The organism is Hymenobacter terrigena (assembly GCF_054776515.1).
On the sequence record NZ_BAAHBU010000005.1, the window covers coordinates 347,698 to 367,512 of the forward strand.

General features: G+C 60.4%; 11 protein-coding genes. 6 read left to right on the forward strand and 5 right to left on the reverse strand.

The annotated features are described in order from the left end of the window. Positions 1–127 precede the first annotated feature (127 nt). Together gcvH and ACYU7Q_RS20660 are read left to right on the forward strand one after the other, a co-directional pair. Complete coding sequence (gene gcvH / locus ACYU7Q_RS20655; RefSeq protein ID WP_460611353.1) at positions 128–508, forward strand: glycine cleavage system H protein; 381 nt, start codon at positions 128–130, stop codon at positions 506–508. Positions 509–540: 32 nt separating this feature from the next. Further along, positions 541–2,364: a VanZ family protein gene (locus ACYU7Q_RS20660; RefSeq protein WP_460611354.1), complete on the forward strand. Its 1,824-nt coding sequence runs from the start codon at positions 541–543 to the stop codon at positions 2,362–2,364. Positions 2,365–2,418: 54 nt separating this feature from the next. On the opposite strand, the gene ACYU7Q_RS20665 is transcribed toward ACYU7Q_RS20660, so the two are convergent. Then, positions 2,419–2,955: a hypothetical protein gene (locus tag ACYU7Q_RS20665; protein WP_460611355.1), complete on the reverse strand. Its 537-nt coding sequence runs from the start codon at positions 2,953–2,955 to the stop codon at positions 2,419–2,421. Positions 2,956–3,310: 355 nt separating this feature from the next. Further along, positions 3,311–4,210 carry a YicC family protein gene (locus ACYU7Q_RS20670; RefSeq protein ID WP_460611356.1) on the reverse strand — a complete coding sequence of 300 codons (900 nt, stop codon included), beginning with the start codon at positions 4,208–4,210 and terminating at the stop codon, positions 3,311–3,313. A 380-nt stretch (positions 4,211–4,590) separates the two neighbouring features. Between ACYU7Q_RS20670 and ACYU7Q_RS20675 the strand changes: the two genes are divergently transcribed. Together ACYU7Q_RS20675 and ACYU7Q_RS20680 are read left to right on the forward strand one after the other, a co-directional pair. Beyond that, complete coding sequence (locus tag ACYU7Q_RS20675) at positions 4,591–5,043, forward strand: energy transducer TonB (RefSeq protein ID WP_460611357.1); 453 nt, start codon at positions 4,591–4,593, stop codon at positions 5,041–5,043. 167 nt (positions 5,044–5,210) lie between these two features. Then, positions 5,211–8,645 (forward strand): TonB-dependent receptor, encoded by a 3,435-nt coding sequence (locus ACYU7Q_RS20680; RefSeq protein WP_460611358.1) that lies wholly within the window; start codon positions 5,211–5,213, stop codon positions 8,643–8,645. Between the two features lie 143 nt (positions 8,646–8,788). Here ACYU7Q_RS20680 and ACYU7Q_RS20685 read toward each other — a convergent pair whose 3' ends face one another. Further along, the gene (locus ACYU7Q_RS20685; RefSeq protein ID WP_460611359.1) at positions 8,789–9,256 is read right to left on the reverse strand and encodes a GNAT family N-acetyltransferase; all 468 of its coding nucleotides are present in this window, start codon (positions 9,254–9,256) and stop codon (positions 8,789–8,791) included. 136 nt (positions 9,257–9,392) lie between these two features. On the opposite strand from ACYU7Q_RS20685, the gene ACYU7Q_RS20690 reads away from it, so the two are divergent. Beyond that, complete coding sequence (locus tag ACYU7Q_RS20690) at positions 9,393–10,796, forward strand: PQQ-dependent sugar dehydrogenase (RefSeq protein ID WP_460611360.1); 1,404 nt, start codon at positions 9,393–9,395, stop codon at positions 10,794–10,796. Between the two features lie 97 nt (positions 10,797–10,893). Here ACYU7Q_RS20690 and ACYU7Q_RS20695 read toward each other — a convergent pair whose 3' ends face one another. Continuing rightward, the gene (locus tag ACYU7Q_RS20695; RefSeq protein WP_460611361.1) at positions 10,894–14,961 is read right to left on the reverse strand and encodes a fibronectin type III domain-containing protein; all 4,068 of its coding nucleotides are present in this window, start codon (positions 14,959–14,961) and stop codon (positions 10,894–10,896) included. A 735-nt stretch (positions 14,962–15,696) separates the two neighbouring features. Between ACYU7Q_RS20695 and ACYU7Q_RS20700 the strand changes: the two genes are divergently transcribed. Then, entirely contained in the window at positions 15,697–18,543 is a 2,847-nt protein-coding gene (locus ACYU7Q_RS20700; RefSeq protein ID WP_460611362.1) for a gliding motility-associated C-terminal domain-containing protein, read from the forward strand. Between the two features lie 113 nt (positions 18,544–18,656). Here the strand turns inward: ACYU7Q_RS20700 and ACYU7Q_RS20705 are convergent, their stop codons facing one another. Next, positions 18,657–19,652: a cation diffusion facilitator family transporter gene (locus ACYU7Q_RS20705; protein ID WP_460611363.1), complete on the reverse strand. Its 996-nt coding sequence runs from the start codon at positions 19,650–19,652 to the stop codon at positions 18,657–18,659. Positions 19,653–19,815 lie beyond the last annotated feature (163 nt).

Consider the following 19,815-nt stretch of genomic DNA (forward strand, 5'->3'; position numbering starts at 1 on the left):
TGAGTCAGGTGGCAGAGAATTATGGAGCGGAGAAGTTTGCCGGTTCTACTTTTGAGGTATCGCCGCCGTTGGTCACTCATCCGGGCCAACTCGTAACTCATAATTTCTAATTCAAAATTCCCTCCCAATGAACCTGCCCGCCACCCTGCACTACACCAAGGACCACGAATGGATTCGCGTTGAAGGCGACGTTGCCTACGTGGGCATCACCGACCACGCGCAGAAAGAGCTGGGCGACATCGTGTACGTCGACATCGACACGCTCGACAAGGACGTGGCCCAGCACGAAGTGTTCGGCACCGTGGAGGCCGTGAAAACGGTTTCGGACCTGTTCAGCCCCATCACCGGCACCGTGCTGGAGGTGAACGACAAACTGGCCGATGCCCCCGAAACCGTGAACTCGGACCCCTACGGCGACGGTTGGATGGTGAAAATCTCCATTGCCAAGCCCGAGGAGCTGAGCGAGCTGCTGAGCGCCGAAGCCTACGGCGAACTGGTAGGAGCCTAAAAAACTAGCACGGCTTTCGCTTGTGCGCCGCGATGCCTGAATCCGTCCAACCCAAGCCAACGCCCCCGTTACCCCGTTCCCGCCGTCCCTACGCCGCCCTGCCACTGGCTTGGGCGGCCGTGGTGCTGGTCCTCACGCTTACCCCATCTGATGAAATGCCGCGCACGCCCGTGTGGGAGCTGCTGTCGTTCGACACAGCTGCCCATGCGGGCGTGTTCCTCGTTTTAGCGGGCCTGAGTTGGTTTTCCCTGCACCGGCAGCGCCGCTGGCCTACGCTGGCCCGGCACACCGGCTGGGCCGTACTGGCCGGCTGCATCCTGTTCGGGGCTATCATCGAAGTGCTGCAAATGACCATGCGTCTGGGCCGCCACGGCGAGTGGTCCGATTTGCTGAGCGACGGCATTGGTGCCGCGCTGGCCGTGGGCGTAACGGCCGTCTGGACGACCCGTCAGCCCGGTCGCCGCTCCCGGCCTTTGGCCAGCGGGCCGTGGCTGGTGCTGGCCGCGGCCGCCACGCTCAGCGCCGCTCCGCTGCCCGGGCGGGCGCAAAATGCGTTGATGATTCGTGCCCGTGCCCGCCGCACCATAAAGGCCCTGGCCGCGCCCAGTATGTACGGTCGGGGCTACGTGAAGCAGGGCGAACACCTGGCCGCCGCCTACCTGCGCGAGCAACTGGCTGAGTTGAAATTAACGCCGCTGGCTCCCAACTACACCCAGCCATTCACGCTGGATGTAAACACGTTTCCGGGCCGCGTAAGCGCGTCAATTAAAGCCGATGGCCCCGCCGGCAAAATGACAAGCTGGAAAGCCGGTACGGCCTGCATTGCCGCGCCCAATTCGGGCACCGGCACCGCCAAAGGCCGCCTCCTGCTACTCGATACGCTGGTATTCACCAAAGCCTCCGTGCAGGCGCGCTACCTGCGCACGCAGTGGAGCAGCCGCATCCTGCTCCTGCGCGCCGCCGATGCCAACCGGCTGACCACCCTGCCTGCCGCGCTGCGCCAGCGCCTGAACACTGCCGCTGCCTGGATAACCGTGGTGCCCAAGCTCACCGCCTCGCTGGCCGCCGAGCAGGCCGCGCAGCCCCGCGTGGAGGTGCTGGCCGAAAAGGTGCCCATGTGGCTCGATAAAGCCATTTTTGGCGATACGGCCACCGGTGCGCCCCAGGGCCGCACCGTGTGGAGCACGGTGCGCGTCGAGGCCCAGCTTCAGCGCAATTACCAGACGCAGAATCTGGCTGCCGTGGTGCGTGGCTCCATCCGGCCCGATTCCTTCCTCATCGTTTCGGCTCACTACGACCACCTCGGCATGATGGGCAAGGACGTGTACTTTCCCGGGGCCAACGACAACGCCAGCGGCGTGGCCCTGCTCCTGGAGCTGGCCGCCCACTACGCCAAGCCCGAAAACCGCCCGGCCTATTCCGTAGTCTTCCTGCTTTTCGGTGGGGAAGAAGCCGGTTTGGTGGGTTCCAGCTACTTCGTGGCGCACCCGCTGGTGCCACTCAAAAGCATCAAATTCCTGTTCAATCTCGACCTGCTGGGCACCGGCGAGCAGGGTGCTACCGTCGTCAATGGCAAGCTGCTGGAGGCGCCTTACCGCCGCCTGGTAGCCATCAACGACGCCCACCACTATCTGCCCGCTCTGGGAGCCCGTGGCCGCGCGGCCAACTCCGACCATTTCCCGTTTTCCGAAGCCAAGGTGCCGGCGTTTTTCATGTACACGCGTGGCGGCAGCCCCGCCTACCACGACGTGAACGACCAGCCCAAAGCCTTGTCGCTGGTTGGCTTTGCCGGGGCCTTCGGGCTGGTGCGCGACTTCCTGAACGAAGAAGGGGCCGCGCCGGCGGCAAAAAAATAGTCGGTGGCCGAACTTGCGTTCAACCACCGACTACGGTACTGATTTGCAGGGATATTAACCTTTGGCTTTCAGCGAAAGCATGATTTGCTTGGCGATGGGCTCCCATTCGGGCTTCTGACGGTCGGCGCAGTTGAAGGTGCAAATCATCAATTTGCCTTCTACGTCGGTGAAGAAAACCAGCGTGTACACCTCGTGGCCCATCTCGGGCTTCATGAATTCGAGGTAGCCCACCTTGCGGTTGTTGATGTTCTTCACACCGTCGCCAAACCAGGTGGCCTCCTTGTATTGCTTGTGGTACGTCTTGCCGAACGAAGCAGAATACACGTCAACCATGTCCTGGTCGGCGTCGTTGTCGCTGTAGTTGAAGGCGAGGCTGATGAGGTTGTTATTGGTGAAAATGACGCTCGGGCGGCTCTGGGCTTTGGCGTAGGCGAAGTCCATCTGCTGCTCGGTCATTACCTCGAACCCCTTGGGAATCAGGATTTCAACCCGCTCGCTGAGCACGCGCTTCTTGACGAGTTCAATTTCGGATGCGGGACGCGCAGCGGTTAGTAAAAGTCCCAGAATACAGAGTAAAAGTGTAGATTTCATATTAATGGGGGATAAGGGGTTGGTAACTAACGGCCTATTTGTAAACCCAAGTTAGATACAATAATTAAATATCCAACTTTGAACGCACAAATATTGTCATTTTTTTTGAGATGCTGGCTGAGCGGAGCTTAAAATTAACAATAAATGCCTAACAATCGAACGGTTGAAGGCATTGTGGCTCAGATGTCAAAATCTACACAAATTTCCGGCCACATCGTAAAGGCGTCATCATCAGATTTCAAAACTAACTGGTATAGTCCAATTTGGCTCCTGGGTTTTCGGTCAACTGGACCTTTTGCTGGGCGAACCATGCGCCTGTTCAGACCAGTGTGGCTACCAAAAAGCTGACTCAGGCCTAGAGGATATTATTCAGCTGCTCTTTTATTTTTTCCAGCTCCTCCTTCATGCCCACCACTAAGTGCTGCACCGTGGCATCGTTGGCCTTGGAGCCGATGGTATTGATTTCGCGGCCGATTTCCTGCGCCAGGAAGCCAAGCTTTTTGCCCACGGCTTCGTCGGGCTGGAGCACGGCTTGCTCGAAATAAGCCAGGTGGGCGGCCAGACGCACCTTTTCTTCGGCAATGTCCAGTTTCTCAATGTAGTACAGTACTTCCTGCTCGAAGCGGGTGGCGTTGAACTGCTCGTGGCTGGTGAGCTCGGCCAGGTGGCCGGCCAGGCGCTGGCGCACGTGCTCGATGCGGGCGGGGTCATGCTGCTCCACGGCGGCCAGCTGCTGCCGGATGGTGGCAATGTAGCCCATGATTTCGGTGGTGAGGGTGTGGCCCTCGTCCTGCCGGAACTGCTGCATAGCGGCCAGCGCCTGCATCAGCAGCGGCTGGAGCTCGGCCCAGGTCACGTCTTCGGCGGCGGGTTCGGTGTCGCGCACCTCGCTGGCGCTGGGGATGACGCCCGGCAGGCGCAGGGCAGCCAACAGGGTGGCTTCGCCGGTGGGCAGGCCCAGGCTATCGGCCACGGCTTGCAGCTCGTGGTAGGCAGCTGCCAGGGCTTCGCGGTTGAGGGTGGCGGCGGCGCGGGTGGCGGCGGGCCGCACAAAATCGAGGGTGAGGTTGACTTTGCCGCGCAGCAGGGCCTTGGCCACGGTGTTGCGGATTTCGAGCTCGTGCGACAGCAGGAAGCGGGGCAGGCGCAGGGTCAGGTCGAGGGTTTTGGAGTTGAGCGACTTGACTTCGAGGGTAGCGGTGTAGGCGTCGGTTTCGCGGTGGGCCTGGCCGTAGCCGGTCATGGAGAGGAGCATGGGGGAGCAGTTTAATGAAGTCACAAAGGAAAGCCTATGGCTTGGTTTCGGAATGAAGTGGGGCAAGCGGGCTGCAACTCGTCCCTGGCCGATAACCGCCCCAGCGGTCGCGCGGCGAAACAGATTGCTGGCAATGCTTTATGCCGCCGTTTCATAATCGGTACACGTGGGGCAGCCGGGCAGCCTCACCGCCCGCTTCGCTCCCCACCAGAGGGCGGCCTGACGGCCAGCTGCCTGATTTGGGCAAACGCGCTGATTATTACCGTTGCCCCGGTGCGATTCCAGGCGTAATAATAGCTTGATGAAGAGTTAATTTTCAGCCTGTTGTGTGAGCCGGCGCTCCGCTTAGGTTTGTGTGGATATTTAAGCGCCGGAGGTTTATGAAAGCTGATTTTATACGAGTATTGGGGCTGCTGGCCGGCATGGTCACAAGCGTGCAGGCGCAACCCGGCCAGCCGGTAGCCCTGGGCACTGCCAAAGCGCCTGTTTCGGCTGCGGCGCCGGGGCAGCAGCCGGCAGTGTTGACCTATGCCGACGAGATGCCCGTCTTCCCGGGCGGCGACGTGGCGTTTCATAAATACCTGGCCGAGAAAATCAATTACCCGGCCGACGCCCAACGCCGCAATTTATCAGGGACAGTGTACGTGCGCTTTGTGGTGGATGAGGAAGGGCGGATTCGCGATGCGGAGGTGGCCAAGGGCTGTGGCAATGGCTTCGATGAAGAAGCCCTGCGGCTGGTCCGGCTGATGCCATGGTGGAGCCCCGGCCGCATGGGTGGCCAGCCGGTGCGCGTGATGCGCACACTGCCCATCCTGTTCCGGGTAAGACACTAGAAAAGCCCGGTGGCTTGGGCCCGGCACGGCAGGGGTGGGCCGCCGGAGCAGGTGTGTTACCGGCGTGTTAAGCAAGCGGCTGAAATACAACAATTAGGAAATGATGCCGGGGGTGAGGGCAACGTTGTAGGGTCGGAACTTTGCACCCGAAATCAACCCCCACTTTTATGTCGATTCGCAATTTTTTTACCCAACTGAGTTTCCTATTGCTGCTGGCCTGGTCCCAGGTGGCCACGGCGCAGGTCACTACGTCTGCACTGAGCGGCAAGGTGACTTCCGACAAGGGCGAAGACCTCATTGGCGTGACCGTGGTGGCCACCAACCTGCCCACCGGCACTAAGCGCGGCACCGGCACCGAGCCCGACGGCCGCTTCACCATTCCGAACCTGGCCCCCGGCGGCCCCTACGAAGTAACCGTAACCTACGTAGGCTACAAAGAGCAGACCGTCAGCAACGTATACCTGACGCTGGGCAACACCACCCGCCTCAACTTCGTGCTGGCGGCCGAAGCCCAGGCCCTGAACGAAGTAGTGGTGGTGGGCAACACCCAGGCCACTAAAACCGGCGCCGGCACCAACGTGGGCAGCGCCGCCATCCAGCAGCTGCCCACCATCTCGCGCAGCATCACGGACTTTACGCGCCTCGACCCGCGCAACTCGAACAACTCCTTCGCGGGCAGCTCGTTCCGCTACAACAACATCACCCTGGATGGCGCCGTGAACAACGACGCCATTGGTTTTTCGCCCTCATTGGGCGGGCAGAGCGGCAGCAGCGGCCTGCCCGGCGGCTCGGCCCGCGCCAACCCCATCTCGCTCGATGCCATTCAGGAAATTCAGGCCTCGGTGGCGCCTTACGATGTGAAATTGGGCAACTTCACTGGCGGCTCGATTAACGCCGTGACGCGCTCCGGCACCAACGAATTCACGGGCTCGGTGTATGGCTACGGCCGCAACCAGGGCGTGACCGGCCGCAGCATCGACGGCGACAAGTCGAAAATCGGCACGGCCTACCACGACTACCAGACCGGTTTCCGGGTGGGCGGCCCGATTATTAAAAACAAGCTGTTCTTCTTCACCAATGCCGAAATTGCCCGCCGCACCGAGCCGCAGTTCTACGCCGCCGGTACGCCCGGTTCGCCCGTAACCACGGACCTGGCCCAGGCCATTACCAGCAAGCTGAACAACTACACGGTCCGTAACGCCGATGGCTCGCTGGGCACCGCCAGCTACAACGTGGGCGAGTACGGCGACTACAACATCCACGCGAACAGCAATAAGATTTTCGGTCGTATCGACTTCAACCTGGACGAAAAAACCAGCATTGCGCTGCGTCACAACTACATCACCTCGGAAGCCACCAACCTGGAGCGCTCGGGCAGCCTGTTCAAGTTTGGCTCGCAGGATTTCACCCAGCACAACGTGCAAAACTCGACGGTGCTGGAAGTGAAGAGCAACTTCAGCAGCAAGTTTGCCAACAACCTGATTCTGGGCTACACCAACATTCACGACTACCGCGACCTGCTGGGCGGCCAGGCCAACCTGTTTCCGGCCGTGCAGATTAATAACGTGGGCACCTCAATTGGCGGTGGCCCGGGCTCGGCCAATTACTACTCGGGCTCGAACCAGATTCTGCTCGGTTCCGACCGCGAGGCCAGCATTTTCAATACCCGCCAGAAGACGTTTGAGCTGACCGACAACTTCACGTACTACGTAGGCGCGCACGCCCTCACGCTGGGCACGCACAACGAGTTCTACAACATCGACTACGGCTTCATCAACTCCTGGAACGGCCGTATTGAGTACAACAACGTCAACGACTTTCTGGCCGATAAGCCCAGCCGTATTCGCGGTACTTACAACAACGGCACGGTGGGCGACAACTCCTACCAGTACAACTACAACAACCCCTCGGCTGCCTTTAACATCAACTTCTACAGCGCCTACCTGCAGGACGAGTGGAATGTGACCGACCGGCTGAAAATCACGCCCGGCATCCGCTTCGACATCGCCTCGCTGCCCACCAAGCCGGCCCTGAACACGGCTCTGGTAAACAACCCGCAGAACGATGCGAACACCCTGAACCAGAGCTACTCGCACACGCCCTGGGCCTCGCTGAACAACAATTACCTGGGCCAGGTGCAGTTCTCGCCCCGCTTGGGCTTCAACTACGACGTGAACGGCGACCAGTCGTTCGTGATTCGCGGCGGCTCGGGCATCTTCACCGGCCGCGTGCCGTTTGCCTGGTTCGGCTACGCTTATTATAACAATGGCGTGAATTTCAACTCGGTAGACTACAACAACATCCAAGCGGCCAGCAACACCGGCCCCAAGACCATCTACCTGAACACGAACCCGAACAACATCTACGGCCAGCTGCCGGTGGGCAACTACAACCCCAACAACCTGAAGGGCAGCCCCACCGAAGTCAACCTGATTGACAACAACTTCAAGATGCCGCAGGTGTGGCGCTCGTCGCTGGCCTTCGATTTCAAGCTGAAAACGGGAACCCGCTTCTCGGTGGAAGGACTCTACACCAAGACCTTGCAGGACGTGCAGTTTGAGAACATCAACCTCAAAGACAACGTGAGCTACCTGGCCAACGGCCCTACGCAGAGCCCCGTGTATGCGTCCAGCGGCAACAAGGTGAATTCGGGCTTCTCGAACGCCTTCTTCCTGACCAACACCCAGAAGGGCTACCGCTACCAGCTCACCGGCTCGGTGGGCCAGACCATTAACAACCTGGTGGATGCCTCGGTGGCCTACACCTACGGCCAGAGCAAGGACATCAGCAACGGCATCCGCAACTCGCCCCAGAGCAACTGGGAGCTGAACCCGGCCCTGAACGTGAACAACCCCGCCCTGGCCTACTCCAACTTCGACCTGCGCCACCGCGTGGTGGCCTCCATCAACCTGCACAAAACCTTCGCTCAGCGCTTCACCGGCTACTTCACCTCGGTGCTGACCTACGCCAGCGGCTCGCCCTACACCTGGGTGTACAACAACAACTTCTTCGGCAACGGCCAGCAGAACGTGCAGCTGGCCTACATCCCCACCTCGGGCTCCGACATCGTGTTTGTAACCAAAGGCGCCGGCCCCGTGGTGCCCACCACCAACCCCAACGGCTACGGCGTGGATGCCTCCGGGGCCCAAAGCGCCGCCTTCAATAGCTTCGTCGACAACGACAGCTACCTGAAAACCCGCCGGGGCCAGTACACCGAGCGCAACGCCGGCCGCACCCCCTGGAACAATCAGGCCGACGTGCGCCTGATGATGGACGTGAAGCTCGGCAGCCTCGAAGCCAACGCCGCCGGCATCATGCCCAAAGGCCACACCATCCAAGTTTCGCTGGATATCATCAACTTCGGCAACTTCCTGAATAGCAACTGGGGCCGTCAGTACTTCGTGCCCAACACCTTCAACTCGACATTGGGCACCGGCCTCACGCAGGTGGGCTACGCCGATGCCGCCGGCACCATTTCGACCAACTACAACGCTACCTCGTTCAACCGCCCGGCCTTCACTTACGGCACGCCGGCCACCTACTCCATCGACCAGCTGGCCTCGCGCTGGCAGGGCCAGCTGGGCCTGCGCTACTCGTTCTAGTCAGCCTTCGGCTGAATGAGGAGTGAAGAATTAGGGTTTACCTGATTCTGGCTTTGCTCACTTTTGCAACGCGGCCGTTCCATTGTGGGGCGGCCGCGTTTTTGTGCGGGGCAAGGCCGTGCGTTGCCTCTGAAGGGAATGTCTTATTCTTCAGTCTTCATTGGATACGGGTTGGCCTTTTTGATTTCGAGCCAGCGCTCGGGGCGGTCCAGCGGCTCGTAGCCGAATCGTTGGTAGAGGGTATGGGCATCGAAGGTGGCGAGCAGGTGGCGGCGCAGGTTTTGGAGGTCGGGGTGGGCCAGCATCTGCTTCACCAGCCACTTGGAGAGGCCGTGGCCCCGGAACTCGGGCAGTACGAACACGTCGCAGAGCCAGGCAAACGTGGCCCTGTCCGTCACCACGCGGCAGAAGCCGGCCTGGCGGCCATCAGGCGCATAGAGGCCAAAATTGAGGGAATTGGCCACAGCGCGCTCCACGGTAGCGCGCGGAATGTGCTTCGCCCAGTATGATTCTTCGCTCAGCCAGCGGTGAATGGCAGTAATGTCGAGCCGGGCGGGGTCGGTGCTGAGGGTGTAGCCGGCGGGATGGGCGGCGGTGAAGAAATCAGCCATAGCGGAAGTGGTTAAATGCCGCCGCAAGCTACAAAAATGGCTCCGGGCCAGGCAAGGGGCATCCGGCTACGCTGAAGTTTCGTTAGCTTTTGATAAACAGTGTATTTATCGTTTCATCAGCTACTGCCTATTTGCCATGAAATCTCTACGTAATGCGTTGCTGGCCTTGTGCACCACGGGGCTGCCGCTTGCCGCCTGTGCCCAGGCGCCGGCCCTCACCACGTTTTCGGTGGGCACCACCACGGTCACGGCTTCGGCCCTGGCCTCCAACCTGAGCACCATCTGGGAACTGGTGTGGGGACCGGATAATTTCATTTGGATGACGGAGCGTAGCGGCCGCATCAGCCGCGTGAACCCGGCCACCGGGCAGGTGTTGCCGCTGCTCACCATTGCCGACGTGACCGAAAACAACGAGAGCGGCCTGCTGGGCATGGCCATCGATGCTACTCCCACGGGCCAGCCGGCTGGTACCTACGGCGTATTTGTGGTATACAACTACACCGACCAGGGCACGCTGAAAGAGAAGCTGGTGCGCTACTCTTATGCCAACGGCGCGCTGAGCAACCCCGTGGTGCTGCTGGGCAACATCGTGGCCACCACCAACCACAGCGGCTCGCGCCTGCTGCTGCTGCCCGACCGCACGCTGCTCATGACCACTGGCGACGCGCTGGTGGCTTCCGAAGCCCAAAACCGCGCGTCGCTCAACGGCAAAATTCTGCGGCTGAATTTCGACGGCACCATCCCCGCCAATAACCCCACCGCCGGCAGTGCCATCTACACGCTAGGCCATCGCAACCCGCAGGGCATCGTGCGGCTGCCCGATGGCCGCATCTACAGCTCGGAGCATGGCCCGAACAATGACGACGAAATTAATAAGATAGAAGCGGGCCGCAACTACGGCTGGCCCAACGTGGAAGGCCTTTGCGACCTGCCGGCCGAAGCCACCTTTTGCACCGCCAACAACGTGCGCGAACCCCTCACCGTCTGGACGCCCACCATTGCTCCAGCGGGCCTCACGTATTACGACCACCCGGCCATTCCCGGCTGGCGGGGCAGCCTGCTGCTGGCTGTGCTCAAAGACCACAAGCTCACCCAGCTGACGCTGGATGCGGCCGGCCTCACCATTCCCAGCCGCACCGATTTCCTGACTGGTTTTGGCCGGCTGCGGGCCATTTGCGTGTCGCCGGATGGCAAGGTGTACATCGGTACCAGCAACCGCGACGGCCGCGGCAACCCCGCCGCCACCGATGACCGGATTCTGACCCTTGAAAACCGGGCCTACGTGCCCACGGCCACGCGCCCGGCTACCAGTTCAAGCTTCAATCTTTTTCCCAACCCGGCCCACCAGCAGGCTACTGTGCAACTGCCCACGCCGGGTAGCCTGCTCACGCTGAGCGACCTGCTGAGTCGCCCCGTGTATTCGGTGCGTTCTTCCGGGACTACTGCCACGCTGGACCTCTCCGGGCTGCACCCTGGTACCTATATCGTGCAGTCCGACGGTGCTGCCGGCCGCATCACCCGCAAATTGGTGGTGGAATGAAACCAGCGAAAATCCCGGCGGCAAGCCGGAATTTTCGGGCACAAAAAAGGGCCGGCAATTTGCCGGCCCTTTTCGTTGCGAGAGGTAGTGCGGAGCGTTATTCCAGCACCACTTTGCGGGTCAGCACCTGGCCGCCTGCCATCACACGGAGCGTGTAGAGGCCCGTGGCCAGGCCGCGGGTGCTCATGGTTTGCTCGGCGGTGCCGTTCAGGGCTTTGGTAGCTACTACCTGACCCAGGGAGTTCAACAGCGTGGCCTGGCCGGCTGCGCTCAAGCCACTCAGGCGCAGCGTGAGCTGGCCGGTGTTGCTCGGGTTGGGGTACACCAGCAGCGCATCGGTGTTGGCTTGGACGCTGGTGGCGGTAACGGTACCCAGCGTGCTCACCGACATCGTGAACGTGCCCGTAGGGTTGCCGGTAGCGTAGTTGGAAACCGCCATGTAGTACGTGGTGCCGGCAGTGAGGCCCGTTACCGAGAAAGCACCCGAGAAGCCGTTAGCACCACCCGCACTCCGGCAGAACACTTGCGTGAAGGGACCGGACGCACAGTTTGGCGACGTGAATACACGCACCGCGCCAGCGGCGGCACCTTGCAAGTTAACCGAAACCGAGGTGCTGCCAGCAGCCGGGGTGAATTTGTACCATACATCATTGGGCTGCTGGGTAGGAGCGCACGAAGGCACACTGTTCAGGCCGGCTTGGGTGCTGGTGGTGGCACCGGCCGTAGTGCCCGTCACCGAAGGCGTACCAGCCGTCAGCGTTACGCTACCGCAGGGGTTGTCGTTGGCCGGCGGAGTCGGGGCAGTGGTGAAGCAGTAGGGGCCTGCCTGAATGCTGGAGCCGTTGAAGTTGTTGCAGACACGCGTTACATAGAAGCAGTAGTTCGTGTTGGGCGCCAAGCCCGTGGGCTTGTAGTTCTGCGTGGTCAGGTTGGCAACCACCGTGCCGCCGGTGGGCGACAAGTTGGGGCCGAGGCCGAAGCGCACCGTGTAGGTGTTGCCGGGCGTGTTACCACCAGCCCATGTGAGGCGGGCCGTCGTGCTGGCGACGCTGTCCGCGCCCAGAGCCACGGGCTCGTTACAGTTGGGCACTGCCGTCGCGCAAATGGTGAAGCTTCCCAGCGCAACGGTGGAGCTGTAGCCGAATACCCGTGCGTAGTAAGTAGTGCTAGGGGTCAGACCAGCCAAATCAAGGTCGGGAGCCGCCGCCGTTGACGACGTGCCCGAGCAGCCAATGGATGCAAACGTGCCCGTGCAGCTCGTAGCCGAAAACACCTGTACCTGGCTGGCGGCCACGCCCGTCACAGAGAGGCGCACGGCGGTGCTGGTCGGACCGGTTGCGGGGGTGGTAAACGAATACCACACATCACGCGGAGCAGTGTTGGAGCCAGCGCAATTGCTGGTGCTGATGCCCGTACCCGTGGTGGCAGTAGCGCCAACAGTAGTGGTCGAGAGCGGGGAGCAAGAAGAAGTAATCGGCAGTACCGTCGCGCCGCAGGGGTTGTCGTTGGTGATGGCCGTTGCGAAGGAGCCCGGACCACCTGGAGTGGAGCTGGTACCGCCAGCGCAGTTCAGCGTCACGTAGAAATCGTAGCTCGTGCCCGAGGTCAGGCCCGTTGCCGTGTAGGGCGGAGCCGTCAGGTTCGGAACAACGGTACCCGTGCTGCGCACAAAGCCTGCCGGGCCGTACTCCAACGTGTAGGTGCCCGTGCCGCCGGTCAGCCACGTAAGGGTGGCGGTGGTAGTCGTTGAGGCGGTGGCGGCGAGGCCGGTCGGTCGGATGCAGCCGGTAGCCGATTCCAGCACTATGTTGTCGAGGCCAATGTCCGTGACACCGTAGTCGCTCTTGCCCAAAAAGCGCACAACCGACGTGGCAGAGGTGCTGTTAATGGTGAACACCTGATTGGTAAAACCAGTCGTACTGCTGAGCTTGACACCGCCTACGCGGCTGAAAGAAAGGCCGCCATCGGTGGAAATCTGCACCACCAGCGAGTCAGAACCGCTGGTATTAATGAAATCAAAGGTTAGGCGTTTGGCTCCGGCCGGGCTTAGGTTCGCATACAGGTCGAAAGCACCGGTCGTTCCATTGGCAGCATAATAGCTATGGAAACGGGCCGAATGGGTGCCCAAGCTGCCGGTCGGGGTGTAGGCTCCCGAGGTGACGCTGGTCCAGGCAGCGGCGGCACCGTCGTCTTCGCGGCGCCAGGAGTTATTGCCCGTGAGCGGGGTATTGCTCCAGTTGTTGTTGGGCACGTCGCGGGTATCGCAACGGTTAATCCAGGTGTTTTCGAAGTTTTCCGTCACGGGCAGGGTGGCGTAGAGCGGGGCGCTGCAGTTTGTGGTAAAGGAACTCGGAGCCGAGAGGCTGCTATTGCCCAGCGTGCCGCCGCAGTTTTGAACCACGTAAAACTGGTAGGTCGTGCTAGGAGTCAGGCCGGTGATAGTAGCCGGGGCGGTGGTGGCGGTGATGCTCTGGCCGCCGGTCGCCGGATTGAAGCCCGTTGGGCCATAGATGATGGTGTACGGGCTCGTGCCGCTGGTCAGCCACGTAACCGTGGCGCTGGTGGCGGTGGTAGCGGTGGCGGCGAGGCCGGCCGGCCGGAGGCAGCCGGTGGCCGATTCCAGCACGATGTTGTCGAGGCCAATGTCCGTGGTGCCGAAGTCGCCCTTACCCAAAAAGCGCACAATCGACGTAGCGGAAGTGCTGTTAATGTTCAGCGCCTGACTGGAAAACCCAGTGCCACTGCTCAGCTTGAAGCCTCCTACGCGGCTGAAAGAAGTGCCGCCATTGGTGGAGAGTTGCACTACCAGCGAGTCGGAGCCGCTGGTATTGATGAAGTCGAAGCTCAGGCGCTTAGTCCCGGCCTGGCTTAGGTTCACGTAGAGGTCGAAAGCACCGGTCGAGCCACTCGAAGCAGAATAGCTATGGAAGCGGGCAGAATGGGTACCCAAGCTGCCGGTCGGCGTGTAGGTTCCCGAGGTGACGCTGGTCCAGGCAGCGGCGGCACCATCGTCTTCGCGGCGCCAGGAGTTATTGCCCGTGAGCGGGTCATTATTCCAGTTGTTGTTGGGCACGTCGCGGGTGTCGCAACGGTTAATCCAGGTGTTTTCGAAGCTCTCCGTCACGGGCAGGGTGGCGTAGAGCGGGGCGCTGCAGTTTGTGGTGAAAGAGCCCGGGGCCGAGTTGCCGCTGCTGCCCAGCGTGCCGCCGCAGTTTTGCACCACGTAAAACTGGTAAGTTGTGCTGGGAGTCAGGCCGGTGATGTTAGCCAGAGCGGTGGTAGCGGTGATGCGCTGGCCGCCGGTCGCCGGATTGAAGCCCGTTGGGCCATAGATGATGGTGTACGGACCCGTGCCGCTGGGCACACTCCACGTAACCGTGGCGCTGGTAGCCGACTGTGCCAGTACCGTTGGGTTACGCGGGGTGGGGCAGGCGGTTACTACGGGCGGGGTGAATGTATAAATCTGACCGCTGGCCGGAAAAGTGGCGATGTTTTTGTTCTCCGTAGTAGAGCTGACCACTGGGGCAGCCGATGCATCCTGTAGCGACAAGAACGAAGAGGCCGGGCCGGTAGCGGAGGAAAGAGCACCAGCCAAGCCAATGGAAGCGTTGACGGTGCCCAGAGCCGCTGATTCCGGCCGGTAAACGTATTGCACCACGTTGGTGGTTTCGTACAGCTTCACCTGCATCGACATGCTGGGGCCAGCGTTGCCGTAGCGCTTCCAGTTCAGCCACTCAAACGTGAATACTCGGTTCGGGGCCGTGCCCGAAACCAAGTAGCTGGCTTGGGCGCCAGCGCCATTCAGGTCGTCCCAATACACACCCAGTAGCGGGTAGTTGTTATTGTTGCCCGAAACAGGGTGGGACAAGTCATTCGTGTCCGAGCCCGTGGCGCTCGTGTTGAACGACAAAAAGCCGTTCGAAGAGGCTACTACATTTTGGAAGGGCGTGCCATCGAACGTAAACGTGAAAGGCAATGTGATACTGCTCGATACGGCAATATCCGCCTGTACCGCCGGTACGTTGGTTGCCGTGGAGGGCAGCGGCGTGAAAGTGCCGGTGGAGGGCACCATCGTGTAGGTGTCTACTTGGGCCCAGGCTGGCAGGTGGAAGAGGAGCAGCAGGCTCGCTAGACGGAACCAACTGTTACGTATTGGTAACTTCATAGGGGGTGGTTAAAAAAGTGAAAGAAAAAGAGGGGGTATTGAAAAAACGGGTGACTAAGAAGCATAGAAGTGGCTCTAAATCTACAACGCATAGATGAATTATATAGCATCTTTCTTTTGTGTCCCTGTTTATCAATGTGTTTACGGCAGTATCAACATAAGCGCTAAGGCGATAAACTGCCGGCAAGGAACTGTTTTTAGCCAGGGCTGGGCCGTTAACGCCGAGGGTTAAGCAATGACCAATGTGCAAAGTCCTGCTTGTCCGCAGGATTTTAATAGAATTAGAGAGGGAGACGGTTGCAATGTTGATATAAGAGAAGCCAAAAAAGTTCCTGCTCTGGCCTGAAAAACATTGGCTTGGCACCTTTTTTGCAGTGTGCTAATTGTGATTAGCCTTATAAGTGAAGGTGGTATGCAATGCTTCTGCTTCCATATACTAGCCTTCGTGAATAACCCCGGTCTTTCACCAAAAAAACAGGTGATAATAGGCATTGTAGAGCTTATTGCGTTTCTTAGCATTTAATTTTCCCCTCACACCCCCTCTCATTTTTTTCACCTTAGTTCATTCATTTAAATATGAAACAAACACTACATTCACTGCCAATCCGGTGGTTAGCGATTGTTTTGCTCTTGCTGGGCGGCTTCGTGCCAGCCTTTGCCTCTCACATTCAGGGGGGACAGATAAGCTACCGGTACCTCGGGCCGGGAGCTGGCGGAAATACCGACCGCTACGAAGTGACCGTCAGCTTTTACCGGGACTGCACCGGTATCGACCTGCCCACGGGTGCCATCACACTTGAGGCCCGTCGGGGTGGTTGCAACACAACCGCTACCCAAACGGCCTCCCTGTCGCCGGTAGGTGTTGCGCAGGTGGGCCAGCCCTACTGCCCCCGCATACAGGCCGGGGTGACGTGCTCAACGTCTGCTACCCGCCCCCTCTACGAATTTCGCAACTACGTGGGTACCATCGACCTGCTGCCGGCCCCTGAGTGGGTGCTGAGCTATGATGATTCGGCCCGCCCCAATACTGCTAACCTCACCGGTCAGGGCTCGTTCCGCTTCGAGGCCCGCCTGAACTCGCTGGTGACGCCTGCTGGCAGCACCACGCCAATCATTCTGCACAACACGTCGGCTCAATTCTCTGACCAGGACAAGCCGGTTCCGTACGTATCTGTGAATCAGCCTGCTTCGGTGCTGTTCGCCGGTTCCGAGCCCGACGGTGACTCCGTAGTTTACGCCCTCGACTCGCCGCTGCAATCCTGCGGCTCGCCTAACACTTACAAAACCCGCCTTGGTACTTGCGTACCTCCTACGCCCGTGCCCGGCTGCACGTTTACCTGCCCCACGACCAACGGCCCCGGCCAACTCTACACGCCCCAGGTTCCGATTGATGTCGTTTATGACGTAACCGGCACTTGCCCCGGTGCCCGCACCCTCACGCCGCGCCTCACGTTTAACGCGCAGACCGGCCTGTTGCAGTTCACGCCCCGTATCCTGCTCAACACACCTCCCATTCAGGGCGATAACAAGTATGTTGTAGTATGTAAGATTTCGGAATACCGCCTGATACCGGGTACGCACCAGCGGGTACTGGTGGGTTCGGTTCGCCGCGACTACCTGATAACGGTGGTGGATGGTCTGGGCAACTCATCGCCCGCTACGCCTACGGCTACGCTCGACCCCACCCAAATCGGTGGTGCCGTAGTAAATACACCGCAGGTAACCCGGATTTCGGTGGCTTCGTGCAACTATTCTACTGCCCGGGTAGTGTTTACCGACCCCGACAACGCGGCTACCCCCGGTTCGCCCAACGGTGCCGGCCAGTTCCTCACCGTTAGCTACACCGGCACGGGTGGCATCACGGCCCTCAACAACCTGCTGCAAAACGGCGAGATTGGCACGGCTACTCTCACGCAGAACGGTAGCTTCAGCCCGGTTATCGTATTCAACTTTCAGCCAAACCCCGCCTACATTGGCACGACGCTACGCCTGCCCTTCCGGGTCGAAGATGATGCCTGCCCCATTAAAGGTGTGCAGGAACGCATCGTTGAAATCACGGTAACCGACGGCCGCCGCGTGCGGGTGCAGGCCCAAACCACAAGCCAGGGCCTGGGTAACGTGTCGCCGGTTTCCATCTGCCCCGGTGGTTCGGTGAACCTGAGCGGCTTGGTTACGCGCGTTGACTCGGTGCGCCAGCTGGTGAGCGGCGTGGTGAGAACGGTGGCTCAGAACTACGAACTGCGCTGGACGGCCCCCAACAACAGCGGCCTGCCCGCTGTGAACAGCACCCGTTTGACGGGTCCTTTCAACATCACGGTTAACCCCACCGTAACGACGCGATACACCCTGCAGGCCAATCCGCTGGGCAGCAGCGCCTTCCCTAACACCTTCCCGGTTGACAACAATGGCCAGAGCGTTTGTGGCGATACCATGTCGGTACTCGTACGCGTTGTGCCTGAGCCGACGGTAGCCATCACGGCATCGGCCACGCAGATATGCGCCAATTCTGGCACGGCCGTAACGTTGCAAGCTTTGGCTACCCGCCCCTCCGGCGTGGGCAGCACGTTGCCCGATACCTATACTTACCGCTGGTCAGGGCCGGGCGTTGCCGCCAATACTACCGGGGCCTCGCTCTCGGTACGGCCCACGGCACTGGGGCTAAACACGTACACCGTGGTTGCCACGGGTGCTACCGCTTTCGGCTGCGATGCCACGCAAACTGTTCAGATTGAAGTAGTGCCCCTGCCGACTGCACGCCTGGTTGCTACGCCCACGCTGATATGCCCCGGCAGCACAGCCAGCCTGCTGGCTTCGGCTGTTAACAATGGTGGCAACAACACCTATACTTACCGCTTCGCCCCTGCAAACGGCCTGGCCGCTGCCGACGAAACCAAAGCCAACCCCACCGTGAACCCCACCGTGACCACCCGGTACCGCGTAACGATTACGGGCGACCCCCGCAGCGGTTGCTCGGATACCACTTCGGTACTGGTGCGCGTGTTGCCAAGTGTTGTTGCCAACTTCACTGCTTCGGCTCCGGCCGACCAAGCGGGCAACCCCGTCAGCCGCCCGCCTGTGTACTTCACGCTGACCAACCAGTCGGTGACCACGGGTAGCACCACGGGGGCTGGCATCGCTTACGTTTGGACGTACCAGCGCATGAGCGACCCCACCGGCCTCGCTACCAACGATGCCCCCGTCACGTTCTCCAACGCTGCTACTCCGGCTCCTCTGAAGCTCGAAATTGCGGGTACCTACGCTATCAGACTAGCTATTACCGTTTCGTCTGGCAATACCAACTGCACAACCTCGACCAAAGTGCAGAATGTGGTAGTACCCGACTACCAGATACCCAACGTGATTACGCCCAACGGCGACAATCAGAACGACGTGTTCAAGGTGTCGACGGCTGGTACGGCCAGCAAAATGGAGATTTATAACCGCTGGGGCCGCAAGGTGTACGAGCAGAACAACTACCAGAACAACTGGGGCGGCGACAACCAGCCTGCTGGTGTGTACTACTACCTGCTCACCGACCGCAACGGGGTGCAGACCAAAGGCTGGATTGAAGTAGTGCGCTAAGCACACACTTCTCACCAACCACAACAAAAAAGGGTGCCGCGATTATCGCGGCACCCTTTTTTGTTGTGGTTGATGGTAGGCCGGGCCTTTTAAATGATTATTTGACTACTGGTTTAAGCGGGCTGTCCGAGGTGGTGCCGCTCGTTCTTCACGGCATTCTGCACGGTCCAGGTCACTTCGTGCCGCAGGGCAAACTGGCGCACGGGGCACTCCGGCATCAGGCACAGGGAGCAGGCGGCAAAGGTGCAGGGGTCGGCGTGCACGAACATTTCGACCTCCACCGCAAAGCGCGCCCGGATGAGTTCTTCGATATCATGCAGCTCGGTGTGCACCTGGTCCAGGGTGAAGTAGTAGGGCATCTGCATGTGGCAGTCGATGTGCAGGTTGGCCCCGTAGCGCTGCACGCGCAGGTTGTGCACGTCAATCCAGGGCGCACGGCGCTGGGCCTGAAGCTCGGCAATGACCTCAGCCACCACGGCGGTATCGGTTTCGTCCATCAGGCCCGATACGGCCCGGCGCATCATCCGCCCGCCATTCACCAGGATGAAACCGCCCAGCAGCAGCGCCGCGCCCGAGTCGAACCGCACGATGCCCGTGGCCGCCACCAGCACCAGCGCCCCCGACGACACGATGGACGTGAGGGCATCAATGTAAAGATGCTGCCCATCGCCCACCAGCGCCACCGATTTCAGGCGCTTGCCATTGCGCACCAGCAGCAGGCCCACGCCCAGGTTGACCACGGCGGTGCTGGCCAGCAGCAACACACCCCAGTCGGGCCGGGCCACGGGGTGAGGGTGCCAGAAGTGTCCGCTGGCGCTGTAAAGGATGAATGCGCCGGCCATGAAAATCAGTCCCCCTTCAAATCCAAGCGACAGGTTCTCTATTTTGCCGTGGCCGTAGGGATGGTTTTCGTCCTTGGGCAGGCTGGACAGGTAGAGGCTATACAGCGCAAAGCCACTGGTAGCCACGTTGATGATGCTTTCCAGCGCATCGGTGAGCACCGCTTGGGAGCGGGTGAGGTGGTAGGCGTAGAACTTGATGGCCACGAGCCCAACGCTGACCACGAGGGACAGCAGGCCGAGGCGGTACTTGGTTTGGGAGGGCGTCATGCAGCGGGATATTTCGGTGCAAAGGTCGGGCACCAAGCGCAAGCGGGGCGGCGTATTCCGAGCGGGCCTTTGCCAAATGCCACTGCTGCTAATGCCCGATTTACTCTAAATGGTTCGGCAGCCGATGCCTGCGCCAGTGCCGGATTTTTCCGGCCCGGCGAAT